This is a genomic window from Gemmatimonas sp. (assembly GCF_044345575.1).
In the GTDB taxonomy this organism is placed as follows: Bacteria; Gemmatimonadota; Gemmatimonadetes; order Gemmatimonadales; family Gemmatimonadaceae; genus Gemmatimonas.
On record NZ_JBIJAW010000001.1, the window covers coordinates 12,341 to 31,948 of the forward strand.

Annotated in this window: 17 protein-coding genes; 11 read left to right on the forward strand and 6 right to left on the reverse strand. The window is 67.7% G+C overall.

All coding sequences use genetic code 11. From position 1 onward, the window contains the following. Positions 1-178: 178 nt before the first annotated feature. The 3 genes from ACIQ6O_RS00045 (at position 179) to pth (ending at position 2,528) form a co-directional block, all read left to right on the forward strand. Entirely contained in the window at positions 179-1,147 is a 969-nt protein-coding gene (locus ACIQ6O_RS00045) for a ribose-phosphate diphosphokinase (protein WP_396205719.1), read from the forward strand. A gap of 85 nt (positions 1,148-1,232) precedes the next feature. Then, positions 1,233-1,862, forward strand: coding sequence for a 50S ribosomal protein L25/general stress protein Ctc (locus ACIQ6O_RS00050; RefSeq protein ID WP_396205720.1), 630 nt, complete (start codon positions 1,233-1,235; stop codon positions 1,860-1,862). A 42-nt stretch (positions 1,863-1,904) separates the two neighbouring features. Then, positions 1,905-2,528, forward strand: coding sequence for an aminoacyl-tRNA hydrolase (gene pth / locus ACIQ6O_RS00055; RefSeq protein ID WP_396205721.1), 624 nt, complete (start codon positions 1,905-1,907; stop codon positions 2,526-2,528). Positions 2,529-2,571: 43 nt separating this feature from the next. On the opposite strand, the gene ACIQ6O_RS00060 is transcribed toward pth, so the two are convergent. The 3 genes from ACIQ6O_RS00060 to ACIQ6O_RS00070 form a co-directional block, all read right to left on the reverse strand. Then, entirely contained in the window at positions 2,572-3,963 is a 1,392-nt protein-coding gene (locus ACIQ6O_RS00060; protein ID WP_396205722.1) for a carboxypeptidase-like regulatory domain-containing protein, read from the reverse strand. 9 nt (positions 3,964-3,972) lie between these two features. Continuing rightward, on the reverse strand, positions 3,973-5,301 hold the full coding sequence (locus tag ACIQ6O_RS00065; protein WP_396205723.1) for a carboxypeptidase regulatory-like domain-containing protein: 1,329 nt from the start codon (positions 5,299-5,301) through the stop codon (positions 3,973-3,975). Positions 5,302-5,441: 140 nt separating this feature from the next. Further along, entirely contained in the window at positions 5,442-7,070 is a 1,629-nt protein-coding gene (locus ACIQ6O_RS00070) for a M20/M25/M40 family metallo-hydrolase (RefSeq protein WP_396205724.1), read from the reverse strand. Between the two features lie 44 nt (positions 7,071-7,114). On the opposite strand from ACIQ6O_RS00070, the gene ACIQ6O_RS00075 reads away from it, so the two are divergent. Together ACIQ6O_RS00075 and ACIQ6O_RS00080 are read left to right on the forward strand one after the other, a co-directional pair. After that, complete coding sequence (locus tag ACIQ6O_RS00075) at positions 7,115-8,356, forward strand: sialidase family protein (RefSeq protein ID WP_396205725.1); 1,242 nt, start codon at positions 7,115-7,117, stop codon at positions 8,354-8,356. A gap of 6 nt (positions 8,357-8,362) precedes the next feature. Further along, on the forward strand, positions 8,363-10,120 hold the full coding sequence (locus ACIQ6O_RS00080; protein ID WP_396205726.1) for a M28 family peptidase: 1,758 nt from the start codon (positions 8,363-8,365) through the stop codon (positions 10,118-10,120). 83 nt (positions 10,121-10,203) lie between these two features. Here the strand turns inward: ACIQ6O_RS00080 and ACIQ6O_RS00085 are convergent, their stop codons facing one another. Further along, positions 10,204-10,587 carry a four helix bundle protein gene (locus tag ACIQ6O_RS00085; RefSeq protein ID WP_396205727.1) on the reverse strand — a complete coding sequence of 128 codons (384 nt, stop codon included), beginning with the start codon at positions 10,585-10,587 and terminating at the stop codon, positions 10,204-10,206. A 126-nt stretch (positions 10,588-10,713) separates the two neighbouring features. Here ACIQ6O_RS00085 and ychF point away from each other — a divergent pair, with 126 nt between their 5' ends. Both ychF and ACIQ6O_RS00095 read left to right on the forward strand, forming a co-directional pair. Next, positions 10,714-11,814 (forward strand): redox-regulated ATPase YchF, encoded by a 1,101-nt coding sequence (ychF, locus tag ACIQ6O_RS00090; RefSeq protein WP_396205728.1) that lies wholly within the window; start codon positions 10,714-10,716, stop codon positions 11,812-11,814. A gap of 56 nt (positions 11,815-11,870) precedes the next feature. Beyond that, positions 11,871-12,677: a DUF3108 domain-containing protein gene (locus tag ACIQ6O_RS00095; protein ID WP_396205729.1), complete on the forward strand. Its 807-nt coding sequence runs from the start codon at positions 11,871-11,873 to the stop codon at positions 12,675-12,677. A 9-nt stretch (positions 12,678-12,686) separates the two neighbouring features. Here the strand turns inward: ACIQ6O_RS00095 and ACIQ6O_RS00100 are convergent, their stop codons facing one another. Both ACIQ6O_RS00100 and ACIQ6O_RS00105 read right to left on the reverse strand, forming a co-directional pair. Further along, on the reverse strand, positions 12,687-13,370 hold the full coding sequence (locus ACIQ6O_RS00100; RefSeq protein ID WP_396205730.1) for an SOS response-associated peptidase: 684 nt from the start codon (positions 13,368-13,370) through the stop codon (positions 12,687-12,689). Positions 13,371-13,401: 31 nt separating this feature from the next. After that, positions 13,402-16,965 carry a beta strand repeat-containing protein gene (locus tag ACIQ6O_RS00105; protein WP_396205731.1) on the reverse strand — a complete coding sequence of 1,188 codons (3,564 nt, stop codon included), beginning with the start codon at positions 16,963-16,965 and terminating at the stop codon, positions 13,402-13,404. 225 nt (positions 16,966-17,190) lie between these two features. Between ACIQ6O_RS00105 and rpsF the strand changes: the two genes are divergently transcribed. Genes rpsF through rplI form a run of 4 tightly spaced genes read left to right on the forward strand, consistent with a single transcriptional unit; the run spans position 17,191 to position 19,457 of the window. Next, a complete protein-coding gene (rpsF, locus tag ACIQ6O_RS00110) occupies positions 17,191-17,583 on the forward strand; it encodes a 30S ribosomal protein S6 (RefSeq protein WP_396205732.1) in 393 nt (130 codons plus the stop codon). A gap of 3 nt (positions 17,584-17,586) precedes the next feature. Next, positions 17,587-17,808, forward strand: a complete 222-nt coding sequence (rpsR, locus tag ACIQ6O_RS00115) for a 30S ribosomal protein S18 (protein ID WP_306523386.1) — start codon at positions 17,587-17,589, stop codon at positions 17,806-17,808. Positions 17,809-17,810: 2 nt separating this feature from the next. Further along, positions 17,811-18,977, forward strand: a complete 1,167-nt coding sequence (locus ACIQ6O_RS00120) for a hypothetical protein (protein WP_396205733.1) — start codon at positions 17,811-17,813, stop codon at positions 18,975-18,977. Positions 18,978-19,013: 36 nt separating this feature from the next. Continuing rightward, entirely contained in the window at positions 19,014-19,457 is a 444-nt protein-coding gene (gene rplI, locus ACIQ6O_RS00125; protein WP_396205734.1) for a 50S ribosomal protein L9, read from the forward strand. Positions 19,458-19,608 lie beyond the last annotated feature (151 nt).

Below are 19,608 nucleotides of genomic sequence, written 5' to 3' on the forward strand. Positions count from 1 at the left end.
CCACTGTACGGGTTCCATTTTCAGGGAAACTCGCCCCGCGCAGGCACGAAACGGCCCCGGTTTGGGTTCCACTGCCAGCCGGGTTCGCCTATCTTCCGAGGCTACGGGTGTTCGGTATTCCACCCGCCGGCATGTCCCGACTCCCGTTCCGAACCCTTCTTTCTCGCACGAGCATCACATGAACGCCGCTCCGGACGTCCTGTCCACGTCCAATTCCCGCGGATTCAAGATCCTCTCCGGCACGGCCAACCGGCCGCTGGCAGAGGAGGTGGCCCGCGCGTTGGGCGCGGAACTGTGCAAGGTGACCTGCACGCGCTTCGCCGACGGTGAAGTGTTCGTGCGGATCGACGAGAATATCCGCGGCGCCGACGTCTTCGTGGTGCAGCCCACCAACCCGCCGGGCGAGAACATGCTGGAGCTGCTGCTCCTCATCGATGCCGCCCGTCGCGCCTCGGCCGCGCGCGTGACCGCCGTGCTCCCCTACACCGGGTACGCACGCCAGGACCGCAAGGATCAGCCGCGGGTGGCCATCGGCGCCAAGCTCATGGCCAACCTCATCGAGACCGCCGGCGCCGACCGGGTGCTCGGACTCGATTTTCACGCGCACCAGCTGCAGGGCTTCTTCGACGTCCCCGTCGATCACCTGTACGCGGCGCCGGTGTTCACGAACTACTTCCGCAAGAAGGAACTCAAGGACCTCGTGGTCGTGGCCCCCGATGTGGGCTCGGCCAAGATGGCCCGCGGTTTCGCCAAGCGGCTCGACGCGACCTTCGCCATCATCGACAAGCGTCGTCCCAAGGCCAACGTGGCCGAGGTGATGAACGTCGTCGGTGAAGTGGAAGGGCGCGACTGTCTCATCCCCGACGACATGATCGACACAGCGGGCACGGTGTCCGAAGCCGCGCGCGCCCTCAAGAATCTCGGGGCGAACGACATCTACGTGTGCGCCACGCACGCGCTGTTCAGCGGCCCCGCCGTGGAACGCCTGTCGAACGCCCCGATCAAGGAAGTCGTGGTGACCGACTCGATCAACCTGTCCCCTGAGCGCCGCTTCGACACGCTGCGTACGCTCTCGGTGGGCGATCTGCTCGCCAAGGCCATCCGATTCACGCACGCCGACCAGTCGGTGAGCGTGCTGTTCGAGTAGTACCTGTAGGACCCGCAACACCGCAGGACCGGCCGGGACGACCACTTCCGGTTACTCCCGAACCACTTTTTCCGAGGCAACACCCATGGCGAACCCCACGCTTTCCGCGAACACCCGCGCCGAGACCGGCAAGGGCGCTGCGCGCAAGCTCCGTCAGGCGGGCAACATCCCCGCGGTCATCTACGGCCACAACCGTGAGCCGCAGTCGCTCGTGCTGAATTCGCGCGAGACCGAGAAGCTCGTGAAGAGCATTCCCGTGAGCAGCACGGCCATCGAACTCACGATCGACGGCGCGACGGTCCGCACGCTCATCCGCGAAATCCAGCGCCACCCGTTCAAGCGCACCATCCTCCACATCGACTTCCAGGAACTGGTGGCCGGTGAGACCGTGACGGTGAAGTGCCCCATCGTGTACGTGGGCACGCCGGAAGGTGTCCGCCTCGAGGGCGGCATCCTCGATCAGATCATGCACGAGCTGCAGATTCAGGTCGATCCGAGCAATATCCCGAACCACATCGACGTCGACATCTCGGCGCTCAAGGTGGGCAAGTCGCTGCACGTGTCCGACCTCACGGTGCCTGCGGGCATCAAGATCGTCGACGATGCGTCGAGCACGGTGTGCATCGTGCAGCAGCCGAAGCAGGCCCCGGATGCGCCGGCCGACGGCGCGGCCGAGCCGGAGCTCATCCGCAAGCCGAAGCCCGACGACAAGTAAGCCGTCGTCGCGTCACCTCGCAGGGCGCGGAGTTCGTTCAGCATGGTCACCCCACGCTGGCGCATTCCGCGCCCTGCGCGTTTACCGCTCCGTATGAAAGTCATCGTGGGGCTCGGCAATCCCGGGCGCGAATACGAAGCCACCCGGCACAACGTGGGGTGGTGGCTGGTCGACGTGCTGGCGCAGCGCTGGCATTTCGAACCATTCCGCAAGGACGGCGACGCCGTGAGTACCACCGGTCTCGTTGGTACGAAGAAGGTGAAGCTCGTGAAGCCGCAGACGTACATGAACAAGAGCGGCGAAGTGCTGCGCTCCTATCTCAAGCGCGAGGGGTGGAGCGCCGCGCAGGACCTCATGGTCATCGTCGACGAAGTTGCGGTGCCCGTGGGCGAATTCCGCCTGCGCGCCGCCGGCAGCCCGGGGGGCCACAACGGGCTCAAGAGCGTGGAATCGCATCTCAAGAGCGCCACGTACCCGCGGCTCCGCATCGGCATCAAACCGGTGGACGAACGCCGGCAGATTGGCGATCTCGCCGACTTCGTGCTGCACACCATGCCGCGCGACGAGCGTGAGCTGGTGGAAGCGCAATACGATCGCATGTGCAAGGCGATCGAGCTGTGGATCACCGACGGAACGGAAAAGGCGGTCAGCACCATGGGTCGGTGACCCGGGGCTGACCGCCTGTTGCCTGCCCTGCGACGACGCCGCGTCAGCGACGCGCGTTGATGTGGGTCTTGGTCCAGAGCAGCACCACCGCGCAGGTATTGCCGGGCGTCTGAAATCGCGTGGGCGCCATGTTCTCGCTGGGGTAGATCTCCACCGCCGCGATGTTGTCCTTGTCCACCCGGGCCAGCATGTTGTCGAAGGTCATCGGCTCGCGCACGCCGTTCACCCACAGCGTGGCGACACAGTCGCCGCGACCTCGCAGAATGAAATCGCTCGGCGAGCGTCCCACCTGCGTGCGCAGCCCCGGCGCCGCGTCGAGCGCCTGACGCGTTTCCACGTATCCGCGGAAGTACGTCGAGTCGAGGAAGCGCCCCTTGTTCGACACGCGGCGCTCGTCGAGCTCGCGCGCATCACGCGTCATGATTCGCGTCTCGCGCGTTTCCACGGTGTTGAGTGTGACGGTGGCCTTGGTGATGCGCAGCTCCACCCGCGGGATCCCCTTGTCGGTGATGTCGAGCTGCTGACTGGTAGACAGATATCCCACCTTGCGCGCGGCGATCATGCGGCTGCCCGTTGGCACGTTTTGGAGGGTAAAGCGCCCGTTGGGCCCCGACTGAATCTCCCCCGCGAACCCGCCGATGCTCACCGTGGCGCCGGGTACGATGACGCCGTTGTCGTCGTACACGTAGCCGCCCACGGTGGCGAAGGCGCCGGCCCCTTCGCGGGGGCCCACCACCAGGTCCACGCGGCGCAGCGAGGACGGGTCGGCCTCGACCAGCACGTTGTCGCTCCGCCACTGCGAACTGCTCGCCACCACCGCGGCCGGCCCGAAGTCCTGCACGCCGCAGAAGACGAAGTTGCCGAGCGAATCGCTGCGCGTGGTGATGCTCTCGAGTCGCTTGCTGGTGTCGGCAATGCTCCGCACCGATTCCCACTGCAGGACGAGCCCCAGGCCGGCGACGCGGGTACTGCCGTCGGCCGCCACGGTGGTGCCGAAGACAATCCCGCCGTTCCCATTCCCAATGCGCCGTGCTGGCGCGCACAGGCGTTGCCACACCGTCACAATGCTGGGCGTGGCGACGATGGGGCGCGCCCACGTGAGGCCGCTATCCGGCCGAGTCGCAATGAGATCACCAAGCCCGAGTCGGTCTGCCTGATCGTGAAACGCCACGAGGCGCTTTACCGGCACCGGGCTGACGATGAGGAATCGCCCCAGTGAATCGCTGACAGCCGTGAGGCCGCCAGGCTCCGCGGTTACCAGCGCGCCTCGCAGGGGCTGCCACGACAGACTGTCATACGCGAGTCCACGAATGGTGTCAGCAACCGGCGGTGCGCCGGGTCGCACCTGCGCGGCGAGTGTACCGCCCTGCACGCCGGCGATGATGAAGCCCGTCGCGACTACCGCGCGAGCCACAAGAGAGTTGAAGCGCTTCATGCCTGAAGGCTACCCTCTCAGGTACCCTTTCGTCCACACCAGCAGCGTGTTGCAGGTATCGCCGAAGGTGCGGAACCGCGCCGGCGCCAAGGCATCCGTGTTGAACAGCTCCATCGCGGCGAGGTTCTCGAGCGGCAGCCGGCGCAGATAGTCCTCGTCTTCCCGCATCCCATCAACCCAGACGTACACGCGACAGCGCACCAGCGCTTTGGTGATACGACCGAGCAGCGCAAACTCCACCCCGCTTCGCCCGCTCTGCACGACGAGGGACGGGTACATGCGTAGCGCCGACTGCAGCAGTGGGAACTGTGCCAACCGTGTCGAATCCATGACCTGCGACACTCCGGCCCGGCGACGCTCTTCGAACTCCTGCCGGTCACGCGATAGGGTGGCACGGGCCGTCACTTTCACGCCATCCAACGTGACGCCGCGCTCCACGATAAGGGGCAGATCGCGCACGCCGCGCGCGAGCACTTCCACCGACTGCACCGTGGGCAGGTAGCCCACCTTCCGTACACTCAGCATGCGCGTGCCCGAAGGTACGGCGGCGAACGTGAAACGACCGGCGCCATCGGTCACCATGGCATCGTCCACGCCATCGAGGGTGATGGTGGCACTGGCCACCGCCTGCCCATTCTCGTCACGCACCACGCCACTCACCACGGCGCGCGTCGACGCCGCCGCCAACACGAGATCGACGCGGCGCAGCGGGCGCACATCCGCCAGCAGCAACACACTGCCGCTTTTGAACTCGGCCGCACTGGCCATGGCCCCGGCCTGCCCGAACTCCTGCACACCACAGGCGACGAACTCACCGATGGAATCGCTGCGCGCCGTCACCGATTCGTAGCGCACACTGTCACGGCGCGCGGCGGCCATGAGCCGCAGCGATTCCCATTCGATCACCACACGCGCACCGCCCACCCGCGTGGTGTCGTCGGCAAAGCGCGTACTGCCGATCACGATACCCCCCAGGCCATTGGAGGGCCGACGTGTACCGCAGAGCCGCTGCCACACGGTTTCGATGGAAGGCGTCGCGACACGAGGCGCCCAGGCACGCTCACCGGCACGACGCGCCAAGAGGGCCCCCAGCCCGAGGCGATCGAGCACGTCATGGTACACCACCACACTCGCGATGCGCGCGTCGGCCATCAACGTGAAGCGGCCAAGGGAGTCGGTCACCGCGGATGCGGTGCCGCCTTCGGCGGTGACGAACGCGCCGGCCAGCGGCGCGGCGGCGAGACTGTCGTACACGACCCCGCGCACAGTGTCAGCTTGGGCCGCGAGCACACGCGGCAAACTGAGCAGCAGAGCAATGGTGGCGGCAATGTGGCGCATAGGCACCATGCTACGGCTCGAAGAGGTTCGACGCCATGCCCAATACCAAGAACTGAACACTGACGACCGAAAGCTGAAAGCTCCCCGCGACGTCACAGGGAGCTTTCAGCTTTCAGCCTTCAGTCTTCAGCCAAGGCCGCTCAGCGCAAACGCGGATTCGTCTTGCGCGGCGCCTTCTGGCACGTGGGCCACGCGAAGGCGCCCTGACCACTGCGGCCCGGCGCGATCTGCTCGGCGGTGGCGCGCTCACGCGTGATCTTTGTGTCGTCTTCGCTCGCGAGATAGGCGAGCATCGCCACCAGCGTCGCGTTGTGCTTCAGCTCATCCCACACGACCTTGTCGTACGTGTCACGGTTGGTGTGCCAGGTGTAGCTGCCGTACTCCCAGCTCGTGCCGCCCATGCCGAACGCCGGGGCGCCGTAGCAGCCGAAGCTCGCGTCGTCGCTGCCGCCCCCCGCGGGCGAACCGGGAATGCGCGGCGTGACCACGCTCGTGAACTCCTTCGGCAGCTTCGCCATCCACTGTTGCAGATGCGCGCCGGCATTCGGCAAACCGCCGGCGCCGATGCTGAGAATGCGCCCCGTACCCGCGTCCTGATTGAAGAGCGCCTGCAACCCTTCGACCACTTCTGGATGATCTTCGGTGTAGGCGCGCGATCCCACGAGGCCATGCTCCTCGGCGGTCCAGTGTCCCACGATGATCGTGCGCTTGGGCTTGGGGTACACCGTCGTGAGCAGACGGAATGCCTCGAGCATGGTGAGCGAACCGGTGCCGTTGTCGGTGGCACCGCTCCCGCCGTCGAACGAATCGAAGTGGGCCGACAGCAGCACATACTCGTTGGGCTTCTCGCTCCCCTTCAGCATGCCGATGGTGTTGAAGATCGGCTGCTCACCTGGCAGCTCGGCATCGAGATTGACGCGCAGCTTCGGTGACTGATTGTTCTCGGTGAGGCGGAACACGAGCCCGTAGTCTTCGCACGAGAGCGCGAGCGCCGGCGCGACCGTGTTGTAGGTCTCGAACACGTCGATCGTACCCCACGCGTTCTTGGGGCGCGACGAGATCACCCCCGCCACGCCGCCCTGCTCGAGGCGCATACCGAGGCTCCCGGTCCCCAGCGCATTGCTGTAGCCCGTGCCGCGCACGTTCACGCCCCCCCAGTCACGCTGCAGTTCGGCGCGCATGCTGTCGAGGCGCGCCTTGCTCGCCGGCGTGGCGTTCGCGGTCCAGCTCTCGGTGGGCCGGCAGGTGGGCTGCGGCGCCGACACGAGCACGAATTTGCCCTTCGCCTGCGGCAACCACTGTACGAACTCGGTGCTGTCGGCGAAGCGTGGCAGGACGACGGTGGTGGCCGTCACATTCTTCGATTTGGTACCGGGGCTCCAGGCCAGCATCGTGCCCTCGAGGGTCCGCACCCGCGGCGACACGAGATCGATGTGCGAGTGGCCCCGACGCCAGCCGCGCCAGGTGCCCACCTGCTCGTTCTTCCCCTCGGCCCCCCACTGCTTGTACAGCGAGACGAGCCAGTCGTTGGCCGCCTTCTGACGGGCCGTTCCCGAGAGGCGCGGTCCCAGCGAGTCGAGCAGCACCTGCCCCAACCGCTGCACCTGCGAGCTGTCCATGCCGAGGCGCCAGAAGCGCTCGAGCGCGGCATTGGGCGCCGGAAAGGTGGCCGGCGTCTGGGCGCCGAGGGGCTGCGAGGACAGCGGGGCGACCAAGGCGGCGGCCAACGCGGCCACGGCCGCGCGGGGGGCGAAAGACATCGTGGGCATGTTCATGGGTTGATATGGGACGGAGCTGCCCCGCAGTTTAGTGAATGGATCATCCATCCGCTTTGTTGACGCGGGCGACCGGCGCCCTGCTGGCCCTTTCCCTCCTGGCCTGTCAGGGCGACGCCACGGCATCCGCGGGCGCCGACGCGTCGCTCGGCGAGGTGACCGAGTTCACCTCCCCCGCCCCGGCCGGCAGCAACACGCCGCATCTTGCGCTCGACGGTCGTGGTCGCGTGCTGCTGTCCTGGACGCAGCGCCGGCCCGACTCCACGGTCGCCATCCAGATGGCCACGTGGGACGGCCAAGCCTGGGACAGCACGCGCACCATCGCCGACAATCGCCAGTTCTTCGTGAACTGGGCCGACTTTCCGGCGATCACCGCGCTCGGTAACGGCGACCTCGCCGCGCACTGGCTGGAGCGCGAGGGAGGCGGCAAGTACGCCTACGGCGTGCGCGTGGTACGTTCGACCGACGGCGGCGTAACCTGGGGCGCACCGGTCACCCCGCACACCGACGGACTCGCCGCCGAACACGGCTTCGTGTCGCTGTGGGGTGAGGGTACCGACGGCATCGGCATGGTATGGCTCGATGGCCGCAAGAGCGCGATGCCCGACAGCACCCGGGAGATGACCATTCGCACCGCGAGCGTGTCGGCCACGGGCACGCTCCAGCGCGAGGCCCTCGTCGACGCGCGCAGCTGCGACTGCTGCCAGACCGGCACCGCCGCCACCCGCACCGGCCGCGTGCTGGTGTACCGCGACCGTACCACCGAAGAGATCCGCGACATTGCCATCGTGCGGCAGACCGACAGCGGATGGACGGCCCCGCAGAAGGTGCACAACGACGACTGGCACTATCCCGGCTGTCCGGTGAACGGCCCGCAGGTCGCGAGCAGCGGGGATACGGTGGTCGTGGCCTGGTACACGGCCGCACACGACACGGCCCGGGTGAACGTGGCCCGCTCGGTGGACGGCGGGGCGACCTTCGGGGCACCGGTGCGCGTCGACGACGGTGACCCCATTGGCCGGGTGGATGTGGTGCTCGACGATGCGGCCAACCCGGTGGTCGTGTGGCTCGAACAACGCGGCCCCGACGCCGCCGAAGTGCTCGCCCGGCGCATCGTAGGGAACGCCCCGGGGCCCGTCCGTGTCCTATCCCGTACCTCCGGGGCTCGCCAAAGCGGGTTCCCGCGCATTACCCGTCATGCCAACGACGTCGTGGCGGCCTGGACCAGCGTGAACCCGCTGCAGGTCCATGTCGCCCGATTCTCTCTCTCCTCCAAATAGTTCCCGATGATTTCCCTTCCGTCGCGCCGGCGTGTCGCCATCGCTTTGGCTCCGTTGTGCCTCGCCGCCGTGTCGCATGCCGACGCCCAGGACGCCCCGAAGAAGCAGGCGGTAGACGCGGGCAAGAGCGCCGGCGTGAACAGCTCGCCGTTGCCGCTCAAGCTCGAGCCGCGCCCCACCTCCGGTGCGATCACCACGCAGGACCTGATGACGCGCCTCTACATCTTCGCCGACGACTCGCTCGCCGGCCGCGATGTGGGAACCGAGGGGCACTACAAGGCCACCACGTATATCGCCGGTGAGCTCAAGCGCCTTGGCCTCAAGCCCATGGGCGACAGCGGCACGTACTTCCAGACGCTGCCCCTCAAGACCCGCAAGGTTGACCGCATGTCGAGCTTCGTGGCGGGTGGCACCAATCTCGCGCTCGGCCAGACCTGGGGCTTCAGCGGCAGCGGCAACATCACCATCGACGATGCCGAAGTGTTCTTCGCCGGCCCACTGCCGGAAGAGGGGATGCCGACGGTGACCCCCGAGCAGGCCAAGGGGCGCGTGGTGGCGTACAGCATCACCGGCAACCCGGCGCTCCAGCGCTCGGTCGTGGGACGCGTGGAAGCGCCGGCCGGCAGCGTGGGCGTGCTGTTCCTGCTCCCGGTGCAGGCCCGCGGCGTGCTTGGCTACGTGCTGCAGGGCGGGCTGTCGCCGGTCGACCCGAACGCGCCGCGCGATGCGCGCCTGTTCGTGACCGACTCGGCCACCATGCGCATCTTCGGCAGCGGCATGCAGATGCTCGTGCCCGGGGCCCTGGGCGCCAAGGTAAACGTGAAGGCGCTGGTGGACATGCAGTCGCCCGCCTTCGCGGCCCGCAACGTGGTGGCGATGATCCCCGGCAGTGACCCGAAGCTTGCCACGCAGTACGTGGCGATCGGCGCGCACAGCGATCACGTGGGCACGGCGCGTCGCGCCATCGACCACGACTCGGTACTGGTGTTCAACCGCATCGTGCGCCCCGCCGGCGCCGAGAACGATGACAAGATGGGCACCGCCGACCAGTTCACGCAGATCAACGCCGAGCTGGCCGAACTGCGCAAGACGCAGCCGGCGCGTCGTGACTCGATCTTCAACGGCGCCGACGACGACGGCTCAGGCTCGATGGCGGTGCTGGAAATCGCCGAATATCTCGCCACGCAGAAGGTGAAGCCCAAGCGCAGCACGCTGTTCGTGTGGCACGCCGGTGAAGAGAAGGGGCTGTGGGGATCGGCGCACTTCACCGAGTACCCCACGGTCGCGCGCGACAGCATCGTGGCGCAGCTCAACATGGACATGGTGGGCCGCGGCAGCGCGACCGACCAGACTGGCATGAGCGCCGAGGGCAAGGAACTGCGCGGCGGCCCCGACTACCTGCAGCTCGTGGGCTCGCGTCGCCTGAGCACGGAACTCGGCGATCTCGTGGAGAAGGTGAACACCACGAAGAAGCACAATTTCACCTTCGACTACGCGATGGACGCCAACGGCCATCCGATGAACATCTACTGCCGCAGCGATCACTACGAGTATGCGAAGTGGAATATCCCGGTGACCTTCTTCACCACCGGCGGACACTCGGCGTACCATCAGCTGACCGACGAGCCGCAGTATATCGATTACCCGCATATGCAGCGGGTGTCGCGCCTCGTGGCGGATATCGCGACGGCGCTCGGGAATGGCGCGAGCCGGCCGAAAGTAGATGGCACGAAGATGGATCCTCGGGGTTCGTGCAAGCAGTAACCCGCACGGAGGGCTGAAGACTGAGAGCTGAAAGCTCCCCCGGAGATCCCGTGATCTTCAGGGGAGCTTTCAGCTTTCGGTCATCAGCTGTCGGTAAGTCGCCTTACCGGTCCCTGGTCGTCCATCACCCGCTTTCGTAGGGTGGTGAGCATCCGACGGACCTGCACGACCTCATCGATTAGAGGGCCAGCCTGATCGAAGCTCAGAGCGCCAATCCGCCACGCGAAGTCGAGATGATTCTCAGTCTCGGATGCCGACGCGATCGCTATCGAGAGAAAATGCGCGAATTGCCGCGCCGAATCACGAACCGCCCCCTCGGCGATGTTGGCCGCAATCGACTGTGAGGAACGGCGCATCTGGTTGCGCCATGAAGCCTGCCCAGCAGGAACCGATTCCGACACCAGATGCACCCGGGCCGCCAGACGCTGCGCCCGCTGCCAGACCTGAAGGTTCCGAAAATTCTGCACGGCCCCACCATAGCGAGCCGCGGCGGCACCGACGGTACCCTTTTCTTGCCGCCGGGACCAATCCAACGCACTCCCTCCCCTCCCCCATTACCTTTCGAGGCTGCACCCAAACCCAATCCCGCTTTTATGCTTCGCCTCGGTATCGTCGGTCTCCCGAACGTCGGCAAATCCACGCTGTTCAACGCGCTCACGGCGGCCAAGGCCGAAGCGGCGAACTATCCGTTCTGCACCGTCGAGCCCAACGTCGGCATGGTGGAAGTGCCCGATCCGCGGCTCGACAAGCTCGCGGAGATCGTGCAGCCCAAGCGCACGGTGCCGGCCGTCGTGCAGTTCGTGGACATCGCCGGGCTCGTGAAGGGCGCGTCGCAGGGTGAGGGGCTGGGAAACAAGTTCCTCCAGAACATCCGCGAGACCGACGCGATCGTTCACGTCATCCGCTGCTTCGCCGACGACGACGTGACGCACGTGATGGGGCAGCCTGACCCGGCGCGCGACAAGGAAATCATCGAGCTCGAGCTCGCGCTCTCCGATCTCGCGCAGGTGGAGAAGCGCCTCGACAAGGCGCGCCGCGCGGCGAAGGCCAACGACAAGGAGGCGCTGGCCGAACTGCCGGCGCTCGAAGCGGCCAACGCGGCGCTCTCCGAGGGGAAGCCGCTGTGGCGTGCGGGACTGTCGGCCGATGAGCTCGAGAAGCTCGCCGGGCTGCAGCTGCTCACCGCCAAGCCGGTGCTGTACGCGGCGAACGTGACCGACGCCGAGCTGTCGGGCGACGAGGGCGCGTACCTCAAGGCGCTGCGCGCGGCCGTGGCCGCCGGCGGCGAGAACGCGCAGATCGTCCCCTTCTCGGCCAAAATCGAAAGCGAACTGGCGGAACTCAGCGCCGAGGAGCGCGTCGAATTCCTGTCGTCGCTCGGCATCGAGAGCGCCGGGCTCGACCGGCTCATTCGCGCCGGCTACTCGCTGCTCGGCCTCGACACGTATTTCACGGCCGGCGAGCAGGAAGTGCGCGCCTGGACCATTCACAAGGGCGACACCGCTCCCAAGGCGGCCGGTGTGATTCACACCGATTTCGAGAAGGGCTTTATCCGCGCCGAAACCGTGAGCTACCCCGACTTCGTCGCGCACAGCGGCTGGAAGGGCGCGAAGGAAAAGGGTGTGGCGCGCTCGGAAGGCAAGGAGTACATCGTGCAGGACGGCGACGTGCTGCTCTTCCGCTTCAACGTCTGACCACGGGGAATCGCACCCGCCGCACCTTTTTCCGTGCTGGCGGGTACCCACAGCGTATGGCGCGCGTCGTCCCCACCCTCCCGCTGACCGTGCTGGCCGCCGTGTTTGTGGCTTCGGCGGCCAACCTCGACGGCCAGACCGCCGCGTTCGCTCAGGCGTTCGCTCAACCGTCCGCTCCGCAGCCGGTCTCCGTGGCCGGCCCGGCGCCGGTGCCCTTCGCGGTCGGCGAACGCCTCGACTACGAGGTCAGGTTCGGCGCGCTCAAGGTAGGCACCGGCAGTATGGCGGTGAAGGAACTCACCGAGGTCCGCGGCCGTCCCGTTTGGCACACCGTGTTCACCATCCGGGGTGGCATTCCGCTGTACCGGGTGAACGACGTGTACGAAAGCTGGTTCGACGTGAACACGCTCAACTCGCTCCGCTACCATCAGGACGTGGATGAAGGGAGCTACGAGCGGAAGCGTCGCTACGAGATCTTCCCCGAGCGCGGCATGTTCAGGGAAGGTGACAAGGACGAAGAGCCCACCGTCGCCAACCCGCTCGACGACGGGTCGTTCCTCTACTTCGTGCGCACGCTCTCTCTCGAGGTGGGGAAGAGCTACGAGTTCCCGCGCTACTTCAAGGCGCAGGGGAACCCGGTGCGCATCCGCGTGCTTCGCCGCGAGACCGTGACCGTGCCCGGCGGTACGTTCAAGACCGTGGTGCTGCAGCCCACGTTTCAGACCAAGGGCATCTTCAGTCAGAACGGCCGTGCCGAGGTGTGGATCACCGACGACGATCGCCGCATGATGGTGCAGATGAAGTCGAAGCTGAGCTTCGGCAGTCTGAACCTCTATTTGCTCCAGGCAAGCGGGACGAAGTAGCGCGGAGCGCTACACCAGCGGCGCGGCGCACTCCGGGACATCGTTCACCGGCGCATTCACCATGCGACTCACCCGATACGCGTGCATCGCGCCGGCGTATGGCCGAATGAGCCCCTGCAGCACCGACGGAGCCGTTGCCGGGTCGAGCCACGTGTCGTAGTCGGCGGGTGACAGCATCACCGGCATGCGGTCGTGAATGGGCCGCATGGTGTCGTTCGGCTCGGTGGTGATCAGACAGCAGGTCACCAGCGGCGGCGCCTCGGGCTCATTCTTGGGCGTCCACGACTCCCAGAGAGCAGCCATGGCGAACGGCTCGTCGCCGGGGAGCCGTATACACCAGGGCTGCTTGATCTTGGCGCCTTCGAGCGGTTGCCACTCGTAGAACAGATCGGCGGGCATGAGCCCGCGCCGCCGCGCGAAGGCGGCGCGAAACGAGGGCTTCACGGAGACCGTGTCCCCCCGGGCGTTGGCGAGGCGGTTACCGATGGACGGATCGTCCGCCCAGAACGGGACCAGGCCCCACCGCGCCATCAGCGCCTCACGGCCGACCGGGGTCTCGCGGATCAGCGGGACGTGTTGCGACGGCGTGACGTTCCAGCGCGCTGCCAGCTCGGGAAGCGACGCCGCGAGATCGACACCGAGGGGAAGCTCGGCGAGGCGCATCGGGTTCCCGAATCCATAGCGACCGCACATGGCGTGAAAGATACCACGTGCGACGCCGAGGCTATGGCACCACCGTGATCACGACCGTCGACGAGACCGTGGTCGGGGCAAAGCTGCCATTGCTCGGCGCCGTGGCCGTCACCGTGATGTTGACGGTTCCCGCCGCGACGGCGCTGACGACACCCGTCGGCGACACCGTTGCCACAGCCGGATCCGACGAGGTGTAGGTCACCGTGGCGGTGGGGGCACCGGTTGGCTGCGTCACCGTCGGCGTGAGCGTCCGCGTCTGGCCCACGGTGACCGTGGCCGAACTTGGCGACACGGTGAGACTCGTGATCGCGGCCGGTGCTGGGAGCACGGTGATCGTCGCCGTGCCGACGATCCCTTCGACCGTGGCGGTGATCGTGGCCGTCCCGGGCGCCACGCCGGTCACCAGTCCGCTCGTGTTCACGACCGCGGCCGCCGCATTCAACGTGGCCCAGCTGATCGTGCGCCCCGTGAGCGCCTGTCCCGCCGAATCGCGGGCGATGACCACCAGCTGCTGCGATGCCCCCGCCAAAATGCTGGCCTCGGTCGGTGCGACACTTACTGACGCGACCGGTACCGCCGTCACCGTGACCGTGACCGTGGCCGTGCGCGATGCGGCAGAGAACCCGGTATTGCCAACGGCGGTGGCCGTGACCGTGATCGTTGCGGTCCCCGGCCCGACCGCGAGGATGAGCCCGGCCGTCGACACGGTGGCCACGCTCGGTGCCGTCGTGCCGAAGGTCACCGACGCGGTGGGGGCTCCGGATGGCTGTGAGACGACCGGTGCGACGCTCGAGGTTTTCCCTACGAGCAGACTGACCGCGGTCGGTGAGACGGAGACCGAGGTGACCGACGTTGGTAGCGGCGAGACCGTGACCGACATGGTTCCGGGGACGCCGCCCACCGTGGCCGTGACCGTCACATTCCCCACGGCCACCGCCGTGACGAGGCCCGTCGCGCTGACGGTCGCGACGGCCGGGTTCGAGCTGCTCCACGCCACGGTTCGTCCGGTGAGGTCGGCACCGGTGGAATCCCGCACGGTCGTAGCCAACTGTTGGGTGCTACCGGGCATCAGCGCGGCCGTGCCCGGCGTCACCTGCACGCTGGCGACCGCGGCGGAGACCGACACGGCCACCAACTCGGACATCGTCGCCGCCGCGAAGTTGGTGTTCCCAGGCGCGGTCGCGGTCACCGTAATCGTGGCCGTCCCCGGCGCAACGGCGGTAATCACCCCGGCGGTCGACACGCTGGCGACCGCGGGGTTGGTCGTCCCGTACGTCAGCGTCGCAGCTGGCGCCCCAGCGGGGCGTACGACCGTCGGGGTGACGGTGCGGGTCTGGCCTGCGATGAGGCTGTGTGAGTTCGGATTGACCGTGAGGCTGGTGACCGCAGCGGGGAGCGGCCCCACGGACACGAGGGCGGTAGCCTGCGCCCCCTCCACGTTCACGGTGAGGGTGGCGGTCCCCACCGAGACCCCCGTGACCAACCCGGTCGCACTGATGGAGGCCACCGCCGTATTCGACGAGGTCCACGTCGCGACCCGCCCGGAAAGCGGAGCACCGACGGAATCGCGCACGGTCATCGCCAGTTGCTGCGCCACCCCGACGACGAGATTGACCGTTCCGGGGGTCACCTGCACGGATGCCACGGGCACCGGCAGCACGATCACCTCGATGGTCGCCGTCTGCGTCGCCGCCGCGAAGTTGCTGTTGCCCGCCACGGCGGCCGTCGCCGTGATCTTCGCCGTTCCCGGGCCAACGGCCGTAATGACGCCGGTGGCCGAAACCGTCGCGACCGACGGCATGACCGATCCGAAGGTCACCGTGGCCACCGGGGCGCCCGTCGGCTGATCGACGGTGGTGGTCACCGCGCGCATGCGGCCGGCGAACAGCACCACGGTATCTACCGAGACCGTGATCCCGGTGAGCGCCGGGGGCAGCGGCACCACCGTAAGGCCGGTGCTCGCTTCGACCCCTTCGACGGTGGCGGTGATCGCAATGGTGCCGGGCGCGACCGCGGTGACAAGCCCGGTCGCCGAAATGGTCGCGATCGCCGGATCGGAGACGGACCAGCTGACGGGGCGTCCCGTGAGCGCCGTCCCCTGTGCATCACGGGCGGAGGCGGACAGCTGCAGCGTCCGGCCGACGAAGAGGTTCGCGTTCCCTGGCGCGACGGCCACCGTGGCGACCGGCCGCACCACGACGACGGTCGCGGTCGCGTCCACGCCTTCAACGGTGGCGGTCAGATTGGCGCTGCCCGCGGCGACGGCCGTCACGACACCGCTGGCACTGACCGAGGCCACGGCGGGGTTCGACGATGCCCACACCACCGCGCGTCCCGTGAGCGGGGCCCCCTTTGTGTCGCGTGCGGCGGCGGACACCTGCTGCGTGCCTCCGACCGGGAGCGAGAGCGCCGCAGGCGTCACCAGCACCGAGGTGACGGGATCGACGACGGTGATGGTCGCCGTCCCGGAGATCCCTTCTACGGTGGCCGTGATGGACGCCGACCCATTCGCGACGCCGGTGACGGTGCCGTCGGCGCTCACGGTAGCGATCGTCGGCGCCGAACTACTCCACGTCACGGAGCGACGCTCGGTGAGGAGCGCGCCGGCCGTGTCTCGTATAGTTGGTGTCAGGACCTCCGTCCGACCGCGCGGGACCCGGAGGCTGGCGGGCGCCAACGTCACCGACGCCGCCCGATGAATGACGACCAAGGTGGCTTCGGCGACCCGCCCCCCCGACTCCGCCAGGATGGTGGTCGTTCCGGCGCCGACCGCCGTGACCAGACCGGCCGTCGACACGGTGGCGACTGCCGGGTTGACCGAGGACCACGCAATCGGACGCCCGGGGAGGACGACACCGGCGGTGTTGCGCACGGTAGCCGTCAACGATCGCCGGTCGCTGATGAACAAGGCGGAGCTGCTCCCCGAATCGATGGTCACGCTCCCTACGGGCTGCGACGAGACGGTGACCACCGCCGAATCGGACTGCCCGGACGCCGTGGCCCGGATCACTGTGGTGCCAGCCGCCAGAGCGGTGACCAGCCCTTGATGGTCCACCAGCGCGACGGCGGGGACGCTCGATCGCCAGACCACCGGCGTGGGGGTGGCGCCATCGTCGTACGCAACCGCCACGGTGAGGCGTTGCTGTCCACCCTCGCCGAGGACGACGCTCCGCGTATCGAGCTTGAGGGCGGAGGCGCCGACGACCGACAGGACGACGCTGGTGTTGACGTTGGGGTTACTGGCCGCGGCGGCGGTGATCATGGCGGTGCCGCGGGAGGCGCCCGTGATGACGCCCCCGGGTACCACGGATAGGACCGCGGGGGCGCTCGACGTCCAGACGATGTCGGCGTTGGGCAGCGCGCCCGCGAGCCCGGCCACCCTGGCCTGGAGGACGGCGACTTCTCCGACGGACAGACGGGTGGCCGGGGCCGCGATCGTGATGCGATCCGGCACGGGTGGCGCTACGGGGTCAGCGGAGCAGCCGGTGAGCGCCGCCAGAGCGAGCAGCGCGGCCAGAACCCCTCGGCCGTCCCGGCCAGCCGCCCACCCGCCCCGCGTCGTTGTTCCGTTGAAGTCCGATCGTCCCAGCCGCATGCCCGAACCCACTCCGCTCGACGTCCATTTCGAAATCACCACGCCTCGTGCGCGGTCCTGTTCGGGAGTATCGGCAGCAGGGCGAAAAACTCACGGCAGTTGCCGTCCGGCCCTTGTCTGTCTACACTTCAAGGCTCATCCAGAACGTCCTCCGGACCTTCTGACACCCTCCGCCCGCGGCTCGGCACTGCGGGTGGCTCTCATGACCATAGGGAGGATTGCCGAGTGGCAAAGCTCAAGATCCGCCGTAATCCCACGCGGCGGTACGAAGCCGTGTACATCTTCGACAGTGCGCTCGAAGATGCGACCATCGCTGAAAAGCTCGAGAAGCTGCAGGGCCTGCTCAACCTCGCCGAACCGGCGACGATCGAGCACTGGGGCCGTCGTCAGCTCGCGTACAAGATCGGCCGTCACGAGAACGGCTACTACGTGATCAGCAACTTCACCGCGGCACCGGCCGTGCTCCCCGAGTTCGAGCGCGCGCTCAAGCTCGAAGAGAGCGTGGTGCGCTATCTGGTGACGCTGTATGAGCATGAGCTTGGTGCGCCCAAGCTCTCCGACGAAGAGCTCGCCTCGCGCCGTCGCGCGAGCGACGATGACGACGACGACGAGGAATAACCCATGCGCCGCCAGAAGAAGCCCTGCCCGATCACTGAAGCGGGCATCCGCTACGTCGATTATAAGGACGACCGCCTCCTCGCCCGTTTCATCACGGACTACGGCAAGATCCTGCCGAGCCGTCTGAGCGGTGTGGACGCGCGTCATCAGCGTCAGCTGTCGAAGGCCGTGAAGAAGGCGCGTTACCTCGCGCTCCTTCCGTACGTGAAGGGCCAGACGGCCTGAGCGTGAACGGGGCGGTCGCGTCGGGGAACGCCGCGACTGCTCCGTCGGGCGGTGCGCCGCAGGAACGCGGGTGGCGCTGGTTCGTGCTGGGCATGCTGCTGATGGTCGCCGTGACCGCAGCACCGGCCTGGCCGCCGGCCCTCGCGCTGCTGGCCGGTACCGTGCGGCTCCTCCTGCCGGTCGAGCAGTTCGCGCTGCTTGTCTTGGTAGGGATCGCCTCGTGTGCGGTAGTGGGATGGTGGGCCGGGGGACGCCTGATGCTGGGCCTCGTGTGGGGCTTGGCGGCGGCGTACGTCGTGTGGAAGGTGCCATTGCCGTTGTCCGGCTACGGGGCCTTCCTGCGGGGCTGGGCGGTCACGGCGGGGGCAGCCTTCGGGCTCGTCTGTCTGGTCGCCGCTTCCAAACCGTTCCTCACCCGGGCGTTGGCGGCCGTGGCGTTGGCGGGCGTGGTCACGCTGGGAGGACTCTCCACGCGGGCAGCCCCCGGCGCGGGCGCCTTCGATGCGGTGTCGCTGATGCTGTCGCAGGAGTATTCGCAGCGGCTCGGCGCTTCGCTCGAAGCGTGGCACGACCGGACCACGACGGCCTCATGGCAGCAGTTTGCAACGCGCTTCCCCGAAGCGGCGGTACGCACGGAGCGGATGGAGGCGCTGTTGGTGGCGCTGGCTGATCCGCAACCGGCGGCAGCATCGGTGGGGGGCGTTCGGCTTGCGCCGCTGGTGCGGCTCGCACCGGCCCTGTTGGCGTTGGAAACGTTGTTGGCGTTGGCCCTGGGGTGGGCCGCGTACCACCGGTTGGCCCGGGCCCGTATCGGCCCGCCGCTGGCGGCACTGCGACTCCTCCGGTTCAACGATCAGTGGGTGTGGGGGTTGATCGTCGGCATGACAGTGTTGCTGCTCCCCACGCTGGTGGAGTGGCGCACGGCCGGCCTCAACCTGGTGGCGTTTTTCGGCACGCTGTACGCCCTGCGAGGCGCCGGTGTGCTTACGTGGTACATCCCCGATCGCGTGGCCGTGTGGGTGCCGATCGGATTGCTGGTGCTGGTTCCGGTCCTGGGGCCGTTGTGGGTGCTCGTGGGGTTGCTCACGGTCACGTTCACACTGGGGCTGGGTGATACTTGGCGCGACTTCCGCGCTGGCGCCGACGCGCGCCGGCCGTGGTCGCCGTAAACTCAATTTCTTTCACCGGTTCGACCCGGAGTTCCCATGGAAGTCATTCTCCGCAACGCCATCGACAAGCTCGGACATCCTGGTGACATCGTCTCCGTGTCGCCGGGCTACGCCCGCAACTTCCTCCTGCCCCGTGGCCTCGCCTACCAGGCGACGCCGGGCAACCTCAAGCGCATCGCGGCCGAAAAGAGCCGTCTCGAAGCGCTCGAGAACGAGCGCAAGGCCGCCGCGCAGGCGATCGCCGACAAGCTCGCCGAGGTCTCCGTGACCTTCGCGGCGCGCGTGGGCGAAGAGGGCAAGCTCTTCGGCTCCGTCACCAGCAGCGACATCGCGCACCAGCTCGAGGCGCAGGGCTTCAAGATCGAAAAGCGTCAGATCGAGCTCAACGAGCCGATCAAGGCGCTCGGCATGTACAAGGTGCCGATCAAGCTGCACGCCGACGTGCACCCCGAAATCAAGGTGTGGATCATCAAGCAGTAAGCCCGTTCGCGGGGCTCTCTCGGGAGCACCATACCCGCAGCGCGAGGGGAGTCCGGAGTCCGGACTCCCCTTTGGCTTTCGTGACCGCCCGCCCCCGCAGGCGGTCCCACTCGTCGTCGACCGGCAGACGGGGCCTCCGGCCCCCTGTCCG

Coding starts and splice junctions, on each gene's coding strand:
- ACIQ6O_RS00045 (WP_396205719.1), top strand. CDS start 179: ATGAACGCCGCTCCGGACGTCCTGTCCACGTCCAATTCCCGCGGATTC.
- ACIQ6O_RS00050 (WP_396205720.1), top strand. CDS start 1,233: ATGGCGAACCCCACGCTTTCCGCGAACACCCGCGCCGAGACCGGCAAG.
- pth (WP_396205721.1), top strand. CDS start 1,905: ATGGTCACCCCACGCTGGCGCATTCCGCGCCCTGCGCGTTTACCGCTC.
- ACIQ6O_RS00060 (WP_396205722.1), bottom strand. CDS start 3,963: ATGAAGCGCTTCAACTCTCTTGTGGCTCGCGCGGTAGTCGCGACGGGC.
- ACIQ6O_RS00065 (WP_396205723.1), bottom strand. CDS start 5,301: ATGCGCCACATTGCCGCCACCATTGCTCTGCTGCTCAGTTTGCCGCGT.
- ACIQ6O_RS00070 (WP_396205724.1), bottom strand. CDS start 7,070: ATGCCCACGATGTCTTTCGCCCCCCGCGCGGCCGTGGCCGCGTTGGCC.
- ACIQ6O_RS00075 (WP_396205725.1), top strand. CDS start 7,115: ATGGATCATCCATCCGCTTTGTTGACGCGGGCGACCGGCGCCCTGCTG.
- ACIQ6O_RS00080 (WP_396205726.1), top strand. CDS start 8,363: ATGATTTCCCTTCCGTCGCGCCGGCGTGTCGCCATCGCTTTGGCTCCG.
- ychF (WP_396205728.1), top strand. CDS start 10,714: ATGCTTCGCCTCGGTATCGTCGGTCTCCCGAACGTCGGCAAATCCACG.
- ACIQ6O_RS00095 (WP_396205729.1), top strand. CDS start 11,871: ATGGCGCGCGTCGTCCCCACCCTCCCGCTGACCGTGCTGGCCGCCGTG.
- ACIQ6O_RS00100 (WP_396205730.1), bottom strand. CDS start 13,370: ATGTGCGGTCGCTATGGATTCGGGAACCCGATGCGCCTCGCCGAGCTT.
- ACIQ6O_RS00105 (WP_396205731.1), bottom strand. CDS start 16,965: ATGCGGCTGGGACGATCGGACTTCAACGGAACAACGACGCGGGGCGGG.
- rpsR (WP_306523386.1), top strand. CDS start 17,587: ATGCGCCGCCAGAAGAAGCCCTGCCCGATCACTGAAGCGGGCATCCGC.
- rplI (WP_396205734.1), top strand. CDS start 19,014: ATGGAAGTCATTCTCCGCAACGCCATCGACAAGCTCGGACATCCTGGT.